General features: G+C 58.2%; 24 protein-coding genes and 1 tRNA gene. 22 read left to right on the plus strand and 3 right to left on the minus strand.

Annotated elements, in window-relative coordinates; translation table 11 throughout:
• Nucleotides 1-5: 5 nt before the first annotated feature.
• Nucleotides 6-1,544 (plus strand): DNA cytosine methyltransferase, encoded by a 1,539-nt coding sequence (locus AT6N2_RS01565; protein WP_233282460.1) that lies wholly within the window; start codon nucleotides 6-8, stop codon nucleotides 1,542-1,544.
• Entirely contained in the window at nucleotides 1,528-3,753 is a 2,226-nt protein-coding gene (locus AT6N2_RS01570; protein WP_209087910.1) for a bifunctional DNA primase/polymerase, read from the plus strand. The genes AT6N2_RS01565 and AT6N2_RS01570 overlap by 17 nt, the downstream gene beginning before the upstream one ends.
• A gap of 78 nt (nucleotides 3,754-3,831) precedes the next feature.
• Here AT6N2_RS01570 and AT6N2_RS01575 read toward each other — a convergent pair whose 3' ends face one another.
• Entirely contained in the window at nucleotides 3,832-4,629 is a 798-nt protein-coding gene (locus tag AT6N2_RS01575; RefSeq protein WP_209087913.1) for a DUF4145 domain-containing protein, read from the minus strand.
• Between the two features lie 133 nt (nucleotides 4,630-4,762).
• Nucleotides 4,763-5,296, minus strand: a complete 534-nt coding sequence (locus tag AT6N2_RS01580) for a hypothetical protein (protein ID WP_209087916.1) — start codon at nucleotides 5,294-5,296, stop codon at nucleotides 4,763-4,765.
• A 356-nt stretch (nucleotides 5,297-5,652) separates the two neighbouring features.
• Between AT6N2_RS01580 and AT6N2_RS01585 the strand changes: the two genes are divergently transcribed.
• The 20 genes from AT6N2_RS01585 (at nucleotide 5,653) to AT6N2_RS24375 (ending at nucleotide 18,302) form a co-directional block, all read left to right on the plus strand.
• Nucleotides 5,653-5,814, plus strand: coding sequence for a hypothetical protein (locus tag AT6N2_RS01585; protein ID WP_209087918.1), 162 nt, complete (start codon nucleotides 5,653-5,655; stop codon nucleotides 5,812-5,814).
• 132 nt (nucleotides 5,815-5,946) lie between these two features.
• Complete coding sequence (locus tag AT6N2_RS01590; RefSeq protein ID WP_209087921.1) at nucleotides 5,947-6,435, plus strand: VRR-NUC domain-containing protein; 489 nt, start codon at nucleotides 5,947-5,949, stop codon at nucleotides 6,433-6,435.
• 18 nt (nucleotides 6,436-6,453) lie between these two features.
• Entirely contained in the window at nucleotides 6,454-7,359 is a 906-nt protein-coding gene (locus AT6N2_RS01595) for a hypothetical protein (RefSeq protein WP_209087923.1), read from the plus strand.
• 226 nt (nucleotides 7,360-7,585) lie between these two features.
• Nucleotides 7,586-7,662 (plus strand) — tRNA-Met (locus tag AT6N2_RS01600).
• Nucleotides 7,663-8,461: 799 nt separating this feature from the next.
• Nucleotides 8,462-8,791, plus strand: a complete 330-nt coding sequence (locus tag AT6N2_RS24370; RefSeq protein WP_425292729.1) for an HNH endonuclease — start codon at nucleotides 8,462-8,464, stop codon at nucleotides 8,789-8,791.
• Nucleotides 8,784-9,095, plus strand: coding sequence for an HNH endonuclease signature motif containing protein (locus AT6N2_RS01610; protein WP_209087927.1), 312 nt, complete (start codon nucleotides 8,784-8,786; stop codon nucleotides 9,093-9,095). The genes AT6N2_RS24370 and AT6N2_RS01610 overlap by 8 nt, the downstream gene beginning before the upstream one ends.
• A 118-nt stretch (nucleotides 9,096-9,213) precedes the next feature.
• Entirely contained in the window at nucleotides 9,214-9,669 is a 456-nt protein-coding gene (locus AT6N2_RS01615; protein WP_112515543.1) for a terminase small subunit, read from the plus strand.
• Between the two features lie 27 nt (nucleotides 9,670-9,696).
• A complete protein-coding gene (locus AT6N2_RS01620) occupies nucleotides 9,697-11,325 on the plus strand; it encodes a terminase large subunit (protein ID WP_233282461.1) in 1,629 nt (542 codons plus the stop codon).
• Nucleotides 11,326-11,349: 24 nt separating this feature from the next.
• Complete coding sequence (locus AT6N2_RS01625; RefSeq protein WP_209087933.1) at nucleotides 11,350-12,579, plus strand: phage portal protein; 1,230 nt, start codon at nucleotides 11,350-11,352, stop codon at nucleotides 12,577-12,579.
• A gap of 9 nt (nucleotides 12,580-12,588) precedes the next feature.
• Nucleotides 12,589-13,707, plus strand: a complete 1,119-nt coding sequence (locus AT6N2_RS01630; RefSeq protein WP_209087935.1) for a S49 family peptidase — start codon at nucleotides 12,589-12,591, stop codon at nucleotides 13,705-13,707.
• A 9-nt stretch (nucleotides 13,708-13,716) separates the two neighbouring features.
• Complete coding sequence (locus AT6N2_RS01635; RefSeq protein ID WP_209087938.1) at nucleotides 13,717-14,919, plus strand: phage major capsid protein; 1,203 nt, start codon at nucleotides 13,717-13,719, stop codon at nucleotides 14,917-14,919.
• A 45-nt stretch (nucleotides 14,920-14,964) separates the two neighbouring features.
• A complete protein-coding gene (locus AT6N2_RS01640) occupies nucleotides 14,965-15,225 on the plus strand; it encodes a hypothetical protein (protein ID WP_209087941.1) in 261 nt (86 codons plus the stop codon).
• Nucleotides 15,203-15,544 carry a hypothetical protein gene (locus tag AT6N2_RS01645; protein WP_209087944.1) on the plus strand — a complete coding sequence of 114 codons (342 nt, stop codon included), beginning with the start codon at nucleotides 15,203-15,205 and terminating at the stop codon, nucleotides 15,542-15,544. The genes AT6N2_RS01640 and AT6N2_RS01645 overlap by 23 nt, the downstream gene beginning before the upstream one ends.
• A gap of 1 nt (nucleotide 15,545) precedes the next feature.
• Complete coding sequence (locus tag AT6N2_RS01650) at nucleotides 15,546-15,893, plus strand: head-tail connector protein (RefSeq protein WP_209087946.1); 348 nt, start codon at nucleotides 15,546-15,548, stop codon at nucleotides 15,891-15,893.
• Nucleotides 15,894-16,018: 125 nt separating this feature from the next.
• Nucleotides 16,019-16,375 (plus strand): phage head closure protein, encoded by a 357-nt coding sequence (locus AT6N2_RS01655; protein WP_209087948.1) that lies wholly within the window; start codon nucleotides 16,019-16,021, stop codon nucleotides 16,373-16,375.
• Nucleotides 16,372-16,866 carry an HK97 gp10 family phage protein gene (locus AT6N2_RS01660; protein WP_209087951.1) on the plus strand — a complete coding sequence of 165 codons (495 nt, stop codon included), beginning with the start codon at nucleotides 16,372-16,374 and terminating at the stop codon, nucleotides 16,864-16,866. The genes AT6N2_RS01655 and AT6N2_RS01660 overlap by 4 nt, the downstream gene beginning before the upstream one ends.
• Nucleotides 16,866-17,276: a DUF3168 domain-containing protein gene (locus tag AT6N2_RS01665; protein ID WP_209087954.1), complete on the plus strand. Its 411-nt coding sequence runs from the start codon at nucleotides 16,866-16,868 to the stop codon at nucleotides 17,274-17,276. Before AT6N2_RS01660 ends, AT6N2_RS01665 begins: the two co-directional genes overlap by 1 nt.
• A gap of 33 nt (nucleotides 17,277-17,309) precedes the next feature.
• Nucleotides 17,310-17,741 carry a phage tail tube protein gene (locus tag AT6N2_RS01670; protein ID WP_013636135.1) on the plus strand — a complete coding sequence of 144 codons (432 nt, stop codon included), beginning with the start codon at nucleotides 17,310-17,312 and terminating at the stop codon, nucleotides 17,739-17,741.
• 1 nt (nucleotide 17,742) lies between these two features.
• Nucleotides 17,743-18,102: a hypothetical protein gene (locus AT6N2_RS01675; RefSeq protein ID WP_209087956.1), complete on the plus strand. Its 360-nt coding sequence runs from the start codon at nucleotides 17,743-17,745 to the stop codon at nucleotides 18,100-18,102.
• Nucleotides 18,103-18,134: 32 nt separating this feature from the next.
• Entirely contained in the window at nucleotides 18,135-18,302 is a 168-nt protein-coding gene (locus AT6N2_RS24375) for a phage tail assembly chaperone (protein WP_209089583.1), read from the plus strand.
• Here AT6N2_RS24375 and AT6N2_RS01685 read toward each other — a convergent pair.
• Entirely contained in the window at nucleotides 18,299-18,751 is a 453-nt protein-coding gene (locus AT6N2_RS01685; RefSeq protein ID WP_209087959.1) for a YbjQ family protein, read from the minus strand. The two genes, AT6N2_RS24375 and AT6N2_RS01685, sit on opposite strands and share 4 nt — an antisense overlap.
• Between the last annotated feature and the right edge of the window lie 40 nt (nucleotides 18,752-18,791).

An 18,791-nucleotide genomic window follows, 5' to 3' on the forward strand; every position in this document is an offset into this window, starting at 1 on the left:
GCAAGATGCAGCATGCAAATGACAATCACACCGGTCTGCGCTTCTTATCTGTTTGCTCCGGCATTGAAGCGGCGTCGGTCGCTTGGCACCCACTTGGCTGGAAAGCCGTGGCGTTCTCGGAGATCGAGAAATTCCCGTCGGCTGTGCTGAAGCACCATTACCCCGACGTACCGAACCTTGGCGACTTTACCAAGATTGACGCCAAGACCTTGGGCCGCGTGGACATTCTCGCCGGCGGTACACCTTGCCAGGCATTCAGTGTGGCTGGCCTTCGTCAATCTCTCGCCGACGCGCGCGGCAACTTGTCACTCGAATTCGTGAGGCTTGCGCATGAGCTTGCAGCTAACAATGGACTTCGGAATGTCGTCTGGGAAAACGTCGTCGGCGTCCTCAGCACCAAAGACAACGCCTTCGGCTGCTTCCTCGCCGGACTTGTGGGCGCAGATTCCCCCATCGAACCACCGAGAAGAGGAAAGTGGGCGCGTCACGGTATGGTCTCTGGACCTAAAGGACGGGCCGCGTGGGCTGTCAAAGATGGGCAATTTTTCGGAGTGGCCCAACGACGCCGCCGTGTGCTCGTTGTCGCAGATTTTGGAAACGGGGCAGATCCCGCAGCGGTTCTTTTTGAGCCCGAAAGCATGTTCCGGGATACTCCGCCGAGCCGAGAAGCGGGGAAAGACATTGCCCCGACATTTAGCGCACGCACTAAAGGCAGCGGCGGGCTTGGAACCGATTTCGATTTAGATGGTGGGTCGGTAGAGAGTCCGGTTGCCTACGGAGGCAACCGGACTTCTGGTCCCTTAGACGTGGCTACGGCGGTTAACGCTCACGGCGGCCCTTATGGGCGGCTTGACTTCGAGAGCGAGACCTTTGTTGCCCATGCCATACAGGCAGGCGCGCTACGCACCAATCCTAATAGCGGGCCAGACGGCGTCGGCGTTCAGGAGGGTGTCGCCTACACGCTTGAGGCTCGCGCTGAGGTACAGGCGGTGGCTTTCGATTGGTATGCGTCGTCATCGCAAAGTTTGCCGGTAAATGAATTTTCGCCACCACTGAAAACAACAATGCAGCCAGCTGTAGCGGTTTCCATCCGAGGACGTGACGGCGGTGCGACAGCGGAACTAGGCGGAGATATCGCGACGGCGCTTCGGGCAAGTCAGGGCGGTGGTGATAAGCCTCATGTTTTGGCTCAAGCCTACAGCATCATGCCGCAGAACAGCGGCAAGGACTACAAAGCGAGGCCCGTCGAGGTCGCTCAGCCACTAATGGCAGGCGGCCCGGTAGGCGGCAACCAAGGTGGCGATTACATCTTGCAGTCTGCCGTCCGGAGACTGACGCCAAAAGAATGCGAACGCCTCCAAGGGTTTCCAGACAACTACACCGACATCCCATGGCGCGGCAAGCCAACGAGCCCGGACGGCCCACGATACAAGGCGCTCGGCAACAGCTGGGCAGTGCCGAAGTTCGTCTGGCTCGGTCAGCGCATCGCGCGGTTCATGCCAGCCAACGACAATCAGGAGACCCCCATTGCAAACGCCGCTTGAACTAGCGCAACATTACGTCGCCCAAGGCTGGCCGGTATTTCCATGCCGCTCCCACGCTGAGGAGAATGTCGACCAGGCGACCGGCGAGATCATCACGCTCGGCGAAAAAACGCCTTTGACGCCTAACGGCTTCAAGGGCGCGACGCGCTTTCCGCGCATCATTGAAAGATGGTGGTCGGATTGGCCGGATGCCGCCGTTGGCTTGCCGACCGGCGAAAAGACGGGCTTCTTCGCGTTGGACATCGACAATAAGCCGGGTGGCGCCAACGGTTTCGACTGGCTGGCCGAGATGGAAGCCGAGCATGGCCCGCTGCCAGACACGGCACGCGTGATGAGCCCGAACGGCGGCCTTCATATCTACTTCAATTACGTCGTCGGCACGCGCAACCGCGGCGCTCTTGGTGCTGGCGTGGATATCCGGTCAGAGGGTGGTTACGTGCTGGCCGCTGGAAGCACGATGGCCAACGGCCGGTCCTACAAGTGGGAAACGGACACGCGCGAGATCGCGGACGCACCGGCGTGGCTGCTCGACCTGCTGTTGCCGAAGTCGGCGCCTGCTCACACCCAGTACAGTCTGTCGGCCGCGACCAACAACGCCTATGTGGATGCGGCCGTCGATCGCGAACTGGCGGACCTTGCCGGCGCTCCTATGGGCACGCGCAACAATGCGCTCAACGACGCCGCGTTCTCGATCGGCACTATCGTCGGCGCTGGTGCGCTCAGCGAGGCCGAGGCGCGTGCATTGCTTCAGGACGTGGCGCGCGGCTGGGGCAGGGACTGGTCGCGCTGCTGCAAGACGATCGAGAACGGTTTGAAGGCTGGCATCCAAAACCCGCGACATATTCCGGAACCTGACTTCCCGGCACACGACAACACGCGCCTGGTGGACATCACGCGAATGATTCAGCGGGGGCTTGAGAAGGGTAGGTTGCGCGAGCAGGCGGCGGCGACCAACGACGACCTTACTGCACGGGAAGATGTGCCGCGAGACGACACAGATATTCCCGATGGGGAAGCTACGTCACCAGTCGGCGACAGTGAGCCTGCCAATGACAACACGCCTCCGTCACCCATCACCGCAACAGCCTTCAAGTGGATCGACCCCAAGACGCTGCCGCGCCGTGAGTTCGCATATGGCTCGCACTTTATCCGCAAATACGTGTCGGTGACGGTCTCGCCGGGAGGTCTCGGCAAGACGTCCAGCAGCATCGCCGAGGCGCTGGCCATGGTGTCGGGCAGGGCGCTTCTTGGCACCAAGCCGCCTAAGCGGCTGCGCACGTGGATATTCAACGCCGAGGATCCGCGCGACGAAATGGAGCGGCGCATCATGGCGGCGTGCGTTCACTACAAGCTGAAGCCTGCCGACCTCGAGGGGCATCTCTTCTTGGACAGTGGCCGCGAGCAGGAACTGTGCGTCGCCATCGAAGACAAGAAGGCCGGCGTTCGGATCCAGCAGCCGATTGTTGAGGCGGTGGTGGAGCAGATCGAGCGCAACGGCATCGACGTTATGATAGTCGACCCGTTCGTGTCCACGCACGGCGTCAACGAGAACGACAACGGCGCGATCGACAAGGTGGCGAAGCTCTGGGCGCAGATTGCCGACTACACCAACTGCTCGATCGACATTGTGCACCATCTGCGCAAGGTGGCCGACCGTGAGGCGACGGTTGAAGATGCTCGAGGCGCGGTGTCACTGATCGGTGCGGCGCGTTCGGTGCGCGTTCTCAACCGTATGTCCGAAGAGCAGGCAGGCGAGGCGGGTATCAACAAGGAGGACCGCTTTGGGTACTTCTACACCACCTACGGCAAGTCGAACCTGACGCCGTTGTCGCACAAGGCAGAGTGGCGCCATCTGGTGTCGACGCCGCTCGGAAACGGGACCGGCCTAGCTCAGCCGCAGGACTTTGCGCCTGTCGTAACAGAATGGCAGTGGCCTAGCGCCGAGGATGTCGCGGGCGACCTCACAGAAGACCAGCGCGCGTCCATTCTGGCGGCCGTGAGCGCGTCCGACTACAAGAAGTCACCGAAGGCCAAGAACTGGGTCGGAGGCGCTGTAGCGTACGCTGTGGGGCTGGATTTGGACGATAACGTGCAGCGCAAGCGTGCGGCCAGCCTTGTGACTGCTTTGATGCGTGAAGGTGCGCTTGTCGAGCGCGAAGAGCGGGATCCTGTGCGGCGAGAGTTGGCGGTGTTTGTGAGGGCGGCTTAGGGGCTGCCCTATGTTGCTAAAAATAAAGCCGCGAGCCCTCTTTTTGGGTTGGCGGCTTTCTCTTTTGCTATACGAACCTCAATTCTGTTCTTTCGTTTCTCTCTCCTTGTCCCGGGCTTCAATTTGAGCGACCTTTTCGGGAGGAAGAAGTTCGTACACGGACGCTATGTGTTTGGGCTCTGATATCATTCGGTCGACGATAATATTGAACAACTTGAACAGACTCTCGACCGTCTTAGGGTCGTCATTGAGATCCATGGTCCCCGGGTGAACAGCTTCATTTCCTATAACACGAAGGGCGTCGAGCGCTTGTTGGATACGCTGATCTAGTCCCTTTTTAACCAACGCAGATATATCCGTGTTGATGTTTTTTCCTCCTTCACCGAGGTAACCGCACAATTTCTGTATCGCCAACCGAAGCAACGCAGCCGCTCCACGCGGAGAAGAATTCATGATGCTGGCGGCTTCTTGATAGTCGGCAGCTATGTGATTTGGAGTATCTGGATTAATCCGCGGTGCGGTGGATGCGATCGGGTAAACCTGCTTGTCGCCCACCCAAATCGTAACAAGTTCGCAGCTTTCACATCGGGATGTGAACATGTTTTGGAGGCCGACTTCGGAAGTCGTTTGCCCATCAGTAATTGTGACGCCACTAATGTAGGATGGGACATTATCATCGACCAATTGCGCAGGAGGGACGTTCCTAGAATTTCGCCACATACGGCGGCCGTATGTAAAACGCCATTCGTGATCCGCAAATGCTCCGCAGTGTGGACAGTTAAAACGTTTATTGTAAATTGACGCTTCGGTCACGCTATCCTCTTTTGCCAGCCGTAAAACAGGTCTTAATCTATCTTTATTTTTTCTGGCCTTCACTTATTCATTCTTGTGGAACCAAATCCACCGAAGCTAGTTATGTGGCCAGACAGCTTGCGCACTGACCACGGATGTACTGGCAGCAGCGGCGAGCGACAGGAAGGCTGGGGCAGCGATGCACCGGCCTTTTTTGTTACGCAAGCGCCGTTTTTACGAGCTGCACCCAATCTCCGTTGAGCGTAGAGTATGCACCTCCAACAATGCAAAGAGATGACATCACGCCTAAGATTAAAGCCGCCCAATAGCAGAAGTTTACACCCCAAGTGTGGACGTTCTGACCCGCCCATTGATCTGGGTCCCACAACATTGCCTTGTTCGCCCAAGCCTCGTAATTGTTGCTGTGCATCGACCAGTTCAACCAAGTGAACAAGCCCGCAAAAAGCGTGAGCATCAGTCCTGAGACGAACCACCACACCGTCCACTGGTAGCGCGCCAGCGCATCCGGTTTGTCCGCCAGTTCACTGAGGAATGTGAAGAGACCAAACAACGCGCCGCCATGGATCAACAGCAAGCTGGCGAGCAACCACCTTCCTAACTGGCTAGCGATATCAAAGGTCGCTCTCTGCATCTCCTTGTAGTCTTTATAGACGATCTCAGCGACTTCAGCTCGCCCCTTCATGAATTGCTTCGGCTCAACAGGAGGGGTGTTGGCGTTAGCTTCGGTCATATCTGCCTCTTAGGATTCGGTTCTATTCACAAACTGAGACACAACCAAAAACGAACGCGCATTTCAACTAGAAGTACCGCCCGGATAGCGCATTTTTTATCCGTGCACCAACTGTGCACATCCGTGCGTTCACACCTGCACAGCTCTGCCCGGTTGGTGCACGTTTAGGGGTATATATATTTTTAAATATATACCCTACTCGTGCAACCGTGCAGGGCGGTGTGCTGGCTGCACGGTTCTTGAGGTTTTTTATTCGGGCAACGTGCGGCGGGCAAAAGGGCGCTCCGGATACAACCTGCCTTTTGGCTGGAACTCGAATCAGGGTGGTCGCATTTGCGGGTCAGAAGGAGGGCGCAATGCCAGACAATGAAACGCAGCCATACACCGTCGAGCAACTGCAACAGGAATACTCGGTCAGCCTGCCAAAGGCTGTTGAAGTCATGGACCGGTTCGGCGGAGACCGACGGACGATCAGGAAGCTGATGAAGCGATGTCCGCATCGCGGTGACGAGCACTAGACCGAAGGGCCGGCATTTAGCCGGTCTTTTCTTTTGGCTCAAAAATATTTCGCAATTCGACTACCCGTTTTCGGCCCGTTCTCGGAAAGTATGTGTGTCGCCACCACGACACCGCACCATGAGGAGACCGCCATGCGCAAAGCCACCAGCCAAACCACCCGCATCAACGGCAAGCGTGTCGTCATCCGCACCTCGCCCAAAGGCAAGGTCACCGTTGCAGATGCCCCGATCAAGGAAAGCGAAGGGCAGGCGGCCCAGGTGCGCGCCCTTCGGTCCCTGCCAGAGTTCGGCCGCCAGTTCCTGCTGGCCGGCGACATGAACAGCGCGAAGCGCGGACCACGTGCCCAGGCGGATGCGATCGCAACCGGCATGACGCCGGGCGAAGCTGACCTGCGGATCTACCTCAAGGGCGGCGTGCTGCGGATGATCGAGAACAAGGTCGGCAAGGGCAGGCTATCTCCGGCTCAGGTCGAGCGTCATGCGTCGCTGGCGCGGATCGGGCATCCAGTTGAGGTGGTGCGGTTCACATCCACGGCAGAAGCGGCCAGCAAGGCGGTGGCACTGGTCAAAGGGTGGCTGGCCGATAACGACAACCACCCATCGCAAGCGCAGCAGCAGTAACACCACAGGGGAGACGATATGGCCAGACATGGTTCACTTGCAGAGCAGCTGGCGGCGGTGCGACGCTTCGCCACCGAACCCGATCATCAGCCCGAGCCGCTACAGACAAATTGGTCTGTCGTTCCAGCAAACGACAACAACCCGGATGAAATCGAAGACCTGAAGCACGATCGCAAAAGGCTGGTTACCCCATCCGTCGCCGAGATCATGAAGAACGTTGCGACTGGAGTGGTCGAGCGCAACTCTGCTGGGCAGGTGGTGCGGATCGGTACACTACGGTTCAGCGATGGCACCCAGACTGAGAAAGCGTACCGCCTCACCATCGACGGTGGCGTCGAGGAGTACGCAGCAAGGATGCCGGCCGGTGCCATGCTTGGCTCTCGAGATAAGGTGGATGTTGCGTTAGGTGGAGACGACAATCCGCAAGAGGTCACCGAAAGCAACCAATACTTCGCCGAGATGCTCGACACGAAAAAGGCAAGATACCTTACCGGCAAAAAGCACAAAGGCCCGCGTGTGAGGATGACGGCAGAAGAAGCCAGATCGGAGCTAGTCAAGGCTTACGCCAACACAGACATGAGCAAGGTTACATTCACCCGCTGCCCTGATGGACTGCCGTGTGGCTCCGCCAGGATCGCAGATAGCTTTCTGGGGATGCAAAAGACCACATGCGCTGGCGGCGGCTCAATGATGTGGCAGGACATCGTCACTGCGATGGCTGATCGCAAGGAATGGTTCGATGCGGTTGACGAGCTAAAGGACGAGGACAGGGCGACGCTGGAGGCGGCAAGGAGCGCGAGAAACATGGCCGAAATTGGCATGAAGGCCGGCCACCAAGGGAAGCAAGCAGAACGTCAGGGGAAGCGTCGATTGATTGCGGCTAATGACAATCTGATGGCAGCACTACGAAAGTCGGCTTCGTAACGTCCCTTTCCACGATCTCGGAGAGAGTAATGTGAAGGGGTGGCGCAACGTAGTTGCGAACCCCACCACTCTCCGAGCGCTATGCGTCGGACCCATCGCCATGCTGCACTTGTTGCAGCCTCTGAGCTTTGGGTAACTATCGCCGCCCCAACCCTCTGCTTGCAAGCTTGGCCCTGAATTGACAGGCATCCGCTGTGGACGCGCAGTGGTGGGCGGGTAACTATCACGTGGAGTAGAGCAGTCTGGTAGCTCGTCAGGCTCATAACCTGAAGGCCGTGAGTTCGAATCTCACCTCCGCAACCAACTTAGCAAGGCAGGAAATTGTAACTCCTGAGAAGATTGGGGCTTCCTGGTCGTTCCTTGCTTTCTAATCCCATGCGCGTTCTCCTCCGCTTGCATGGTGATCGTGCGGCCCGTTCCCTTGGTTGGTTGAGCGGGCCGCTTTTGGTTTTCCCTCCGAAGATCGGCGCAATTCTCGACCTCTTGCGCTGGTGTCGCGGGTGGGCTTCGGCTCACCCGCTCTACATGAGGTCGACAAGGAGTCGAGACCTTGATGGATAAACTATTCAGCGGCCCGGTTCCCGCCAATGACAACGTTGAACGTGTATGCCCTATGTGCGGCTCTGCCGTTACGGGGCCGAAATCCAAAAAATTCTGCTGTGCCAAATGTCGTAGGGCAAACGAACGTCTCAATCGTGATCTTGATGCAGAGCGTATCCGCAGAGAAGAGCTGGCGCCCGAAAGAGTGTGTGAGCATTGCGGATCTACATTTAGGCGCAGAAGCGACAGAAAAAACGCTGCAAGGTTTTGTTCGAGGCAGTGTGGGTTTGACGCTGGATCAAACATATCGGAGTCGCAACGGTTGCGATCTGCGGCCGCCTCAATGAACGTGTCATTCACAGTGAAGGTATGCCGATGCGCCGCATGTGGGTCACGCTTTCGCGCCACCACTCTGGCTGAGAAATATTGCGGTCAAGATTGTCGAGATAAGTTCACTCGTGAGCGCTACATCGCTGCGAACGACAATGGCCGAGACAGGTCAGGGCGACCTTGCGCAGAATGCGGGACGTCCTTCGCGCCAGAATATGGTGACCGACGCAGGATGTTTTGCTCGTCAGAATGCTCTGTGAAAAAGGCGCGTCGCGTCAGCCACAGAAAGAACCGCGCAAGACTTCGGAATGCGTTTGTCGAAAGCGTGGATCCCATTTCGGTGTTTGAGCGAGATGGTTGGACTTGTAGAGATTGCGGTTGCGCTACCCCTCGTGAGAAGCGGGGCACGTACGATGCTGACGCACCAGAGCTGGATCACATCATGCCACTGTCGCTAGGCGGAGCACATAGCTACATGAATACGCAGTGCCTATGCCGATCGTGCAATGCCAAGAAGGGTAATACTCCACCTGAGCAGGTGAGCTTGTTCGCTTATGGCTAGCAAACGGAGAGAGAGTGCGGCTTGGCAGCGATTGTACAAGACGTCTCGTTGGCTGCGCTTGAGAGAGGCGCAGCTATCAACCGAGCCTCTCTGCCGTTTTTGCTTGGCAGTCGAAGAGGTTACCGAGGCAACAGTTTGCGATCACGTGGTTCCTCACAAAGGATCGATTGAGTTATTCCACGATCCAGCGAACCTACAATCGCTGTGCACCCAATGCCACGACAGACTAAAGGCTCGCATCGAGGCCGGCAAAGAGGCTGTCATAGTCGGCGTTGATGGATACCTCGTTGAAGTAGGTGGGTAGGGGTGCATCGAGAGTCTGACGACCTCGCGCTTAGGAGCGCCGGGGTAACGCAACGCATATGCAAACACAGATTTTTGCCTAGCGCGTGCGCAAGCGCGCGTGCGCGAAGGGATTCCGCATGTCTGAGAAGAAAAGCCGTGTCGACAGCGTAGATGAGGCCATAAGGATTGCCTCGGCGGCCTCTGAGGAGATCCAGTTTCCCGAAAACGTGCCGCTCGACGACGGCGATGTCCCATTTTTCAAGAACGTCATTGCCGAATACGCCCGCGCCGATTGGTCGGCGCACCAGCTTGAGATTGCCGCGATGCTTGCCCGCACGATGGCCGACCTTGTGAGGGAGCAAGACCTGCTTCGCACCGAGGGTTCGGTCGCCGTTACCGAAAAAGGCACGCCGGTCGCTAATCCACGCAAGTCGGTCGTCCAGATGCACGCGTCCTCGATCCTTTCGTTCCGCCGGTCGCTGGCGCTGCATGCACGCGCCGTACAGGGCGAGGCGAGGGATGCAGCCAAGAGGCGCGACCAGGCCAAGGAGATTGAGGCGGGTGCGAGCGTGGACGACGAACTCCTAGCCTGATTGAGGTTGTGAATGCTTTCTGAGGCCGTGGTCGGCGCCATCAAGTGCGGCCCGATCCCGGTTCTGCGCGACTGGCGCGGACTACCGACGTCGGAGCTCACCCGCGGCGAGAAGATGTGCCGATTCATTGAGGAATACTTGGTCGTGCCAGAGGGCGCGCTCGTCGGGCAGCCGATCAGGCTGCTGGACTTCCAGGTGTCCTTCATTCTGTCGGTCTATGACAACCCGAACGGCACGTCGCGAGCGTATTTGTCGATCGCACGTAAGAACTCCAAGACGGCCACCATCGCCTGTCTGCTGCTCGGCCATGTTATTGGCCCTGAGGCGTTTCCGAACAGCCGCATCATGTCTGGCGCGCGTTCGCGCGACCAGGCGGCGGAAGTCTTCAACTACGCCAGCAAGATGCTAATGATGTCGCCGCGCCTGAAAGGGCTGTATCGCATCGTCCCGTCCGGCAAGATGATTGTCGGCCTGCGCAAGAACGTCGTTTATCGCGCCAGCTCGGCGGAAGCCAAGAGTGCGCACGGTGGTTCGCCACTGGTCGCCATCCTCGATGAGGTCGGCCAGATCAAAGGCCCGCACGACGACTTCGTCGAAGCGATCGTGACGTCGCAGGGCGCGTACGGCGACAAGGCGATGATCTTCGCCATCTCGACGCAGGCAGCGACTGACGGCGATCTTTTTTCGCGATGGCTGGACGATGCCGAGACATCAAAAGCACCACGAACGGTTTCGCACCTCTATACAGCTCCGGCTGATTGCGACGTCCTCGACGAGGAAGCGTGGAAGGCGGCAAACCCTGCGCTTGGCAAGTTCAAGTCCGTTTCATCGGTTCGCGACGACGCGCAGCGCGCGGCACGTATGCCGACCGAAGAGGCCAGTTTTCGCTGGCTCCATCTCAACCAAAGGATCGATGCCAATGCTCCGTTTGTGTCGCCGGCTATTTGGCGAGCGTGCAACGCTCGAGTTGTGGACTTTGATGGTCTCCCTGTCTTTGGCGGGCTCGACCTTTCTGAGGTAAGCGACTTAACTGCTCTGGTGCTGATGGCGCCGAAAGAGCAGGGCGGAAAGACCACCTGGCAAGTGAAGCCGACGTTCTGGCTGCCCGGCGACGGGATACGGGCGAAGGCAAAGGCCGACCGTGTGCCTTACGATGTCTGGCACAAGGATGGCCATGTCGAAGCCGCCCCAGGTAGAACCGTCGACTACGAGTTCGTTGCGCATTACCTGCGCGACCGGTTCGAAGAGATGGATATCCGCAAGATCGCGTTCGACCGGTGGAATTTCAGGCACCTGAAGCCATGGCTGCAGAAGGCAGGCTTCACTGACGATCAGCTAGAAGGTGACGACGCTGTTTTCCAGCCATTCGGGCAGGGCTTCCAGTCGATGTCTCCCGCTCTCCGTGAGCTAGAAAGCATCATCCTGAACGGCAATCTCGCCCACGGCGACCACCCGGTTCTGACGATGTGCATGATGAATGCAACCGTCAAGGCGGATCCCGCCGGCAATAGAAAGCTCGTCAAACATAACCGCGAACGCCGCATCGACGGCGCAGTCGCCTTGGCAATGGCAACGGCGATGGCTGGAACCTACGAGGGCGGCGATAGCGGCAACCTTGACGACTTCGTCAACAATATCATTTCTGTCACCTGGTGACGGGCAACCTAGTGGTGAGGCCTGATGGGCTTTTTTGAGAGATGGGTCGGAAGGCCTATCAAGCTCACCGACGGCGAGTTTTGGCGAGGCTTCTTTGGCCTCGGCACCACGTCCGGGGAGACGGTCACAATTGAGAGTGCCCTGTCGCTTGATGCGGTTTGGGCATGCGTCAACCTCGTGCAGAACGCGGCCGGCACGCTTCCTTGCATCGTTTACGGCGAGGACGGCGTGACGGTCGATAAGAACGCTCCGCTTTACGAGCTTCTGCACGACATGCCGAACATGGACGACACGGCGCCAGAGTTCTGGTCGATGGCAGCGATGTGCCTGCTACTCGACGGCAACTTCTTCGCGGAAAAGAAGATGAACGGCGAGCGCCTCGTTGCGCTCAATCCTCTTCACCCTCTGAGCGTCGATGTGTGCCGGTCGAAAGACGGTCGGAATACGCGCTACTACGAGGTGACGGAAGACGGCAAAAAGCGCCGAGTCTCCGAAGGCAAGATGTTTCACGTCCGCGGCGTCCGGCTGCCTGGCTGTGACCGAGGCATGTCGCCAATCGGTGTTGTGCGCAATACCGTCGGTAGTGCATTGGCAGGCGAGAAAGTCGCTGGCCGGATGTTCAAGAACGGCCTGCTTTCTTCGCTCATTGTCAGCTCGGATCAGATCCTGAAGCCTGAGCAGCGCAAGCAGATCGCCGACACACTGACGCAGTTCGCCGGCGCCGAGAAGGCTGGCGGGGTGACGGTATTGGAAGCCGGCTTCAAGCCGTATCCAATGTCCATCAACCCCAAGGATGCTCAATTCCTTGAGGCGCGACAATACAGTGTCGAGCAGATCTGCCGCATCTTCGGTGTGCCCCCCGTTATGATCGGGCACGCCGCTAACGGAACCACGACTTGGGGCAGCGGCATAGAGCAGCTGATCCTCCAATTCACCAAGACCTGCATGCGGCCAATGCTCAAGCGCATCGAAGCGGCAATCTACCGTGACCTGCTGGACGCAAAGACCAGGAAAACCACGAAGGTGAAGTTCAACATGGAAGAGCTCTTGCGCGGCGACAGCACGGCGCGAGCAGAATTCCTGTCGAAGATGGTCACGAACGGCATCTACCTCGTCGATGAGGCTCGCTCTTACGAAGACAAGGCGCCCGTGGACGGCGGCAGCAAGGCCATCGTGAATGGCACGATGACGCGTCTCGATACGCTCGGCAAGACCGAAACTCCGGCGCCAACGCCAGCAGCGCGCGCTGCATAAGGGAAAATCATGAAGTTTGAACACCTGATTTCGGCCTTTTTGGCCGAACCTTGGGCTATTCAGCGCGAAAAACTGGGCGTTTTGGCTGATGTTTTGGTGGCGCGGGCCGAAGGTGAGAAACTGTTTTCGTCCGAATTCGCGTCATCGATCGACGATGCCCGCGCCAAGGAAATCGCGGAAACCAGCGGCAGCGTCGCCGTAATCCCGGTTTATGGGGTTCTGGCCGATAAAATGGACCTGTTTTCCGCGATGAGCGGCGGCACTTCCTATGCCGGTATCAAGAAAGCACTGCACAAGGCGCTTTCGAACGAAGATATCAAGGCTGTCCTGCTCGACATCGACAGCCCTGGCGGCACGGTGCCAGGCACAGACGAGCTTGCGACCGAAATTCGCAAGCTGCGCGGCGGCGAAAAGCCGATCATCGCGCAGGTCAACAGCCTTGCGGCAAGCGCTGCTTACTGGATCGCGGCTTCGACTGACGAAATTGTCGTCACGCCTTCCGGTCGCGCCGGTTCGATCGGCGTTTACACGGCGCACGATGACATGTCTGCTGCCCTTGAAAAGCGCGGCATCAAACGCACGTACATTTCGGCTGGAAAGCACAAGGTTGAGGGCAACGAGACCGAACCCATGAGTAAGGACACGCTAGCCCATGTCCAGGATGGCGTGAACCGGTCCTACAATCGCTTCGTCGCGTCCGTTGCCGAGGGGCGCGGCGTGACCGTCAGCAAGGTTGAGGACAACTACGGTCAGGGCCGCGTGTTCTACGCAGAAGCTCTAATGGACCGCGGCATGGTCGACCGCATTGCGACGCTAGACGAGACCTTGGCCCGCTACGGCGCCGACGTTGAGCCTGCGCCGGTGAGGCGCATTAAAGCTGCCAACACCGCAAAGGCTGATGCCGCACAAACGCTGGTCGAGAAGATGTCCGCCGGCGAACAAATCACAAAACGCGAGTTCGAAAACGGCATCAGGGGACTGATGGGGTTGTCGGGCTCTGAGGCAGAGCGGGCCGCTCGGCTCTACCTCAAGGATGGTCAGGGGGCTCCTGACGTCGAGACGGATGCTGCTGCTTTGGCAGCCATTGACCGGCTTATCGCCGAAGCAAAATCACCACTCATTCGATAGGAGCCTTTCATGGCCGAACTAGCAGAAAAAATTGGCGAACTTGGCGCCTCCCTCGCATCCATCAAGGAGCAGGTCGGCAACCTCGCTACCGACTTCACTTCGAAGCTTGCCGCCAACGGCGAAGTATCCGCAGAGCTGAAGGAAAAGACCGACAAGGCGCTTTCTGAACTCGGCGACGTCACGACCCGCCTTTCCGATATGGAGAAGCGTGCAGCTCGAGAGAAAGAAAGCGGCGAGAACGAACTGAAGTCTCTTGGCGACATGGTCATCGACTCAGCCGACTACAAGGCTGGCATGCTGACTGGAGCTTCTCGTGGTTCTATCCGCGTTAAGGCTGACCGCGCCGCGATCACCTCCGCCAATACCACTGTCGGCGCTGGTCGTTCACAGGGTACTTCCCTGGTTCCAGGCGCCCGCGTTCCCGGTATCTTTGGTCTCCCTGAGCGCACGCTCACTATTCGCGACCTCGTTCTTCCTGGCACGACCACTTCCAGCTCAGTGGAGTACGTCAAGGAAACAGGCTTCACGAATAATGCTGCACCAGTCGCTGAAGGGACTCAGAAGCCTTACTCGGATCTGACGTTTGACATGACTTCAGCGCCTGTTCGTACCATTCCGCACCTCTTCAAGGCCTCCCGCCAGATCCTGGACGACGCGCCTGCGCTTCGTTCCTACATCGACGGCCGCGCTCGTTACGGTCTTCGCTTCGCCGAGGAAAACCAGCTTCTGAACGGCTCCGGCACTGGCCAAAATCTCCATGGACTTGTTCCGCAGGCTACTGCGTTCAACCCTGCATTCTCTGTCGCCGATGAAACTGGAATTGACCGTCTGCGACTGGCCATTCTGCAGGTCGTTCTTGCCGAATACCCTGCAACTGCATTCGTTCTGAACCCGATCGACTGGACCAAGATTGAACTGACCAAGGATGCCGGCGGAAACTATATCATCGGCAATCCACAGGGTTCACTCACTCCAACGCTCTGGAATCTGCCGGTCGTTTCGACGCAGGCCATGGCTGCAGGCGAGTTCCTCACTGGCGCATTCAGCTTCGCGGCTCAGATCTACGACCGCATGGAAATCGAAGTGCTGCTTTCCAGCGAGAACGTCGACGACTTCGAGAAGAACATGTTCACGATCCGCGCTGAAGAGCGCCTGGCGTTCGCAGTCTATCGCCCTGAGTCCTTTGTGACTGGCGATGTCGAAGGCGCCTGATTGAACTACGGGGAGCTTCGGCTCCCCTTTCCTTAGGGAGACAACATGACCGATTTTCTGGAAGTGAAGGCCAAGCGCACGTTCGCGGTTGGCAAGGAACTGAAGACCAAAAAGAGTGATCCATTCAAGGTCGAGGCAGGCGAGGCGAAGCAGCTTGAGGCGCAGGGGCTTGTCGACATCGTGGGCGAGGCAAAGGCAGCCGTTGAAGACGACGCCGCGGATGAGGCCGATGACAAGCCGGTGATCTCCTCTGCTCGCTCGACGAAGAAGAAGGACAAACCCGATGCTGTCAACGAAGGTTCGTAAGCGCAGGGTCGCGTCCTATATCGGCGCCGGTATCGTCAACGGTATCGGCTCGCCGGTGAAGTCTGTTGCACCTGCCATCACGGGCACGGCGCAGGTCGGCCAGACGCTAACGGCGACAACCGGCACGTGGTCCGGCTCGCCGACTTACGCCCGCCAGTGGTTTGCTGCTGGCGTCGCGATTTCTGGCGCTACGGCCGCGACTTACGTTCCCGTTGTGGGTGACGTTGGTAAGGCCATCACCGTCCGCGTCACGGCCACGAATGACAAGGGCAGCGTGTCAGTCACAAGCGCACCGACTGCCGCAGTTGTGGCGGCCTGATATGGCGATCGTCGATCTGGAAACCGTAAAGAAGCATCTCCGTGTCTTTCATGAAGATGAAGATACGGAGATCGGCTTTTATCGCGACGCAGCCGAAAGCATTGTTATGCAGCATCTTGATCGTGAAGTAGTAGCTGCCGGCGAAACGCCTACGGCTGCCGACGGCATTGCGGCGACGCCCGCTATCGTTTCGGCGATCCTTCTCGTGACCGGTGACCTCTACGAGGTGCGCGAGCCGGACCAGAAGACAACTGGCGATGCAGTGCTTCCGCGCGCAGTGCGGATGCTTTTGGCACCGTGGCGTGTCTGGCGAACAGTGGCAGACGACTATGTGGCTCCGCTTCCTTAAACCCTTCGACTGGCGACAGCCGGGTTTCACTATCGCTTACAAGCCCGGCCTCTACAACGTCACCAGGCAATGCGCCGCGGCTGCGATAGCTGCCAAGGCTGCTGAACCCACCAAGGATCGACCGAATGCCAAAACGCAAGAGAGCGGGCGCAGGCTCGCTGAGTGAGCGCATCGGCTTTGAAGCCGAGGTCGAAGGTGATGATGGGTATGGTGGCGTGGTGGTTGGCTTTCAGGAGCAATTCATAGAGCCAGCCCGCCTTGAACCGCGCGTCGGTTCGGAAACGGTCATAGCCAGTCGCCTTCAGGGCACCCAACCATACACCATGACTGTTCGCAGCAACGAGCGCACGCGCACCCTCACGCCAGCGTGGCGGGCGCGGAACAAGCGCACCGGCGTGGTCTACGCGATCAAGGCTGCGGTCAACATCGACGAGCGAAACCAGTGGATCGAACTGCTTGTGGTGCAGGGGGAGGCGGGGTGATCAAGGCAAAAGTCCTAGGGCGCGAAGCGCTGACGAAGAAGCTCAACCAGGTCGCACCGCTCGCCAACAAGTACGCCGCCGAAGCGAAGCTACAGATCGCTACCGAAGCCGCCGATAAAATTTCTGACCGAGCGCCGATAAGCAACAGCGCAACTGCTGGCGACTACGCTGCCTCGATACAGGGCGGCAAGATTTCTGACCGGCCGCGCGCGAAGGCGCTAGTCGGTACAACGGCCAGCAAAGATCCGGATGCGACAGGCGTTTTCGCCGCGTGGATCTGGCACTTTTTGGAGTTCGGAACTCGGCCGCATAACGTTGCGAAGGGTGGCGGTACGGTTGCCGGCAAGAAACAGGCGGCAGGCGCAAAGATGCACCCTGGCACGCGGGCGCAACCGCATATTTTCCCGACATGGCGCGCGTTCAGGGCTAAGGCGAAAAAGCGGATCAACGACGCTGTCTGGCGAGGCGTGAGGGAGGCCATGAAGAAATAATGGCAAGCCCAGATCTAGAATTGCAAGGCGCCATCGTTGCCAGGCTGAAGGCGCGAACCGGTCTAACCGCTTTGGTCGCCCAGCGGATCTATGACCGACCACCGACCAACGCACCGTTTCCATACGTCGAATACGGCGAAAGCCAAGTCATCAGAGATGATGTCGACTGTCTGAAATCGAACCTCATCTATGTGAAGATCCACGTTTGGTCGCAATACTCCGGAGGCTTCAAGGAGCTGAAGGAAATCATTCACGAGGTCGTCGAGGCTCTGGATGAGGCTCCCTTAGTGCTGCCCTCGCATCGATTGATATCGATCACGCGGCAGGACACCCGTCATTTCAAAGACCCGGACGAAGTCACGACACACGGTGTCGTCGAATTTGTCGCGCGCGTCGAAACATCGGCCTGACGGCCACCAACCCCTATTTTTTGAGGTTTACAAATGGCCGACGGTCAACAGATTGGTCGTACGCTGCTCATCCAAATTGGTGACGGCGAAACTCCTGAAGTCTTTTCGAATCTGTGCGGTCTGACGACCCGCAGTTTCAATATGTCCGCCAATGAGGTCGACACGACCATCACGGACTGCGTGAACCCGGAGAACACGCCGCAGAAAACGGCAGAACCGGGCATCAAGAACCGCACGTTCTCCGGTTCCGGTAAGTTCGTTAAGAGCGCTTCCAACACCGCATTCATGACGCACGTCAACGATGCTACCAAGTTCAACGCCAAGGTGATCGTGCCTGGCCTCGGTACTTACACCGGCCCGTGGTTCGTTTCCGAATTCGAGTTCAGCGGCGAAATGGAAGGCAACATGGAATTCACCGCCACGTTCGTTGCTGCCGGCGTTCTGACATTCGTTGCGGAGGTGTAATTTGGCTGACGCTGAAAAACCTTTTCCGTTGGAAGTGAACGGAGCTCGCGGGGAGGTCGGCTTGTGGGTCGGCAAGGAACCGCTGGTTATCGTTGCTGAGATGGGTGGACTTGCTGCCGTGTCCACCCGCTTGTCGTGCAAGAGCATGTCTGATTTGTTTCTTCGCCTTTCTGGCGTTGAGCCGGCCGCCACAGTGGCCGCGCTCGATCTGCTTGCGGTGCGGGGGGACAAGGTGAAGGCTATCGGGGCGTTGAAACTGAAGCACTTCGGCGCTGTTGCTAAAGCAATTTCTGAGGCCTTATCCCATCATTTTGATGAGGAAGACGAGGGAAACGGGGAAGCCGCTCAAAAGGCGGCGTAGAAGAACCTTTCCCTTGGCGCGACTGGCAAAAAATTGCATTCGGCGGCCTTAACTGGACGCCGGCAGTATTCTGGTCGTCTAGCTTGACCGAGTTCACCCTCGCGGTGAAAGGCAAGGCCGAGGCAAACGGAGCCAAGAAGTCTGTCGCTCCACCATCTGACGAAGAGATGGATGAGTTGATCAAGAGGTATGGTGGTTAGGCTGGCTTCAGCTTGACCGCTGTACCCGTGGCGGCGACGAAAAGAATGCCACCGGTGCCGCCGGTAGCCAGTTGATTGTAATCCAAGTCGACTGAAATCACAGCGTCGGCACCGACCGCGTGAGCTTCTGACCTAAGGCCATCCAAACACGCGAGACGAGCCTCCTTTAGGGAGGCTTGCGATGCGTTGGCCCGGCCGCCCACGAAGTCCCGCCAGTTGTTGGCCACGTCCTTGAAAATGTTCATGCCAAGGGCAGCTTCGGACGCGACGATCGATATGACGCTATCTACTTCACGGTTGGGCACGTCAATCGAAGTCGTCATGATGATCGACTGCTTTTTGGCGTCGCCGTCGCTTTTCGCGACCGCTTCTTCACAGTCAACGCAGTGGCCGTCCTTCCCGCCCAGATAATAGTCCGAACCGCATCGTTTGCACTTGGGCATATCCATCCTTTTCGGCTCGCCAATGGCGGGCTTTTTTCACGTTAGG

The sequence above is a fragment of the Agrobacterium tumefaciens genome (genome assembly GCF_017726655.1).
In the GTDB taxonomy this organism is placed as follows: domain Bacteria; phylum Pseudomonadota; class Alphaproteobacteria; order Rhizobiales; family Rhizobiaceae; genus Agrobacterium; species Agrobacterium tumefaciens_B.

Excerpts from the sequence above, each read along its gene's own strand:
- AT6N2_RS01565 (WP_233282460.1), top strand. The coding sequence starts at position 6 with ATGCAGCATGCAAATGACAATCACACCGGTCTGCGCTTCTTATCTGTT.
- AT6N2_RS01580 (WP_209087916.1), bottom strand. The coding sequence starts at position 5,296 with ATGACCGAAGCTAACGCCAACACCCCTCCTGTTGAGCCGAAGCAATTC.
- AT6N2_RS01585 (WP_209087918.1), top strand. The coding sequence starts at position 5,653 with ATGCCAGACAATGAAACGCAGCCATACACCGTCGAGCAACTGCAACAG.
- AT6N2_RS01590 (WP_209087921.1), top strand. The coding sequence starts at position 5,947 with ATGCGCAAAGCCACCAGCCAAACCACCCGCATCAACGGCAAGCGTGTC.
- AT6N2_RS01595 (WP_209087923.1), top strand. The coding sequence starts at position 6,454 with ATGGCCAGACATGGTTCACTTGCAGAGCAGCTGGCGGCGGTGCGACGC.
- AT6N2_RS24370 (WP_425292729.1), top strand. The coding sequence starts at position 8,462 with ATGTTTTGCTCGTCAGAATGCTCTGTGAAAAAGGCGCGTCGCGTCAGC.
- AT6N2_RS01610 (WP_209087927.1), top strand. The coding sequence starts at position 8,784 with ATGGCTAGCAAACGGAGAGAGAGTGCGGCTTGGCAGCGATTGTACAAG.
- AT6N2_RS01615 (WP_112515543.1), top strand. The coding sequence starts at position 9,214 with ATGTCTGAGAAGAAAAGCCGTGTCGACAGCGTAGATGAGGCCATAAGG.
- AT6N2_RS01625 (WP_209087933.1), top strand. The coding sequence starts at position 11,350 with ATGGGCTTTTTTGAGAGATGGGTCGGAAGGCCTATCAAGCTCACCGAC.
- AT6N2_RS01630 (WP_209087935.1), top strand. The coding sequence starts at position 12,589 with ATGAAGTTTGAACACCTGATTTCGGCCTTTTTGGCCGAACCTTGGGCT.
- AT6N2_RS01635 (WP_209087938.1), top strand. The coding sequence starts at position 13,717 with ATGGCCGAACTAGCAGAAAAAATTGGCGAACTTGGCGCCTCCCTCGCA.
- AT6N2_RS01640 (WP_209087941.1), top strand. The coding sequence starts at position 14,965 with ATGACCGATTTTCTGGAAGTGAAGGCCAAGCGCACGTTCGCGGTTGGC.
- AT6N2_RS01645 (WP_209087944.1), top strand. The coding sequence starts at position 15,203 with ATGCTGTCAACGAAGGTTCGTAAGCGCAGGGTCGCGTCCTATATCGGC.
- AT6N2_RS01650 (WP_209087946.1), top strand. The coding sequence starts at position 15,546 with ATGGCGATCGTCGATCTGGAAACCGTAAAGAAGCATCTCCGTGTCTTT.
- AT6N2_RS01655 (WP_209087948.1), top strand. The coding sequence starts at position 16,019 with ATGCCAAAACGCAAGAGAGCGGGCGCAGGCTCGCTGAGTGAGCGCATC.
- AT6N2_RS01665 (WP_209087954.1), top strand. The coding sequence starts at position 16,866 with ATGGCAAGCCCAGATCTAGAATTGCAAGGCGCCATCGTTGCCAGGCTG.
- AT6N2_RS01670 (WP_013636135.1), top strand. The coding sequence starts at position 17,310 with ATGGCCGACGGTCAACAGATTGGTCGTACGCTGCTCATCCAAATTGGT.
- AT6N2_RS01685 (WP_209087959.1), bottom strand. The coding sequence starts at position 18,751 with ATGGATATGCCCAAGTGCAAACGATGCGGTTCGGACTATTATCTGGGC.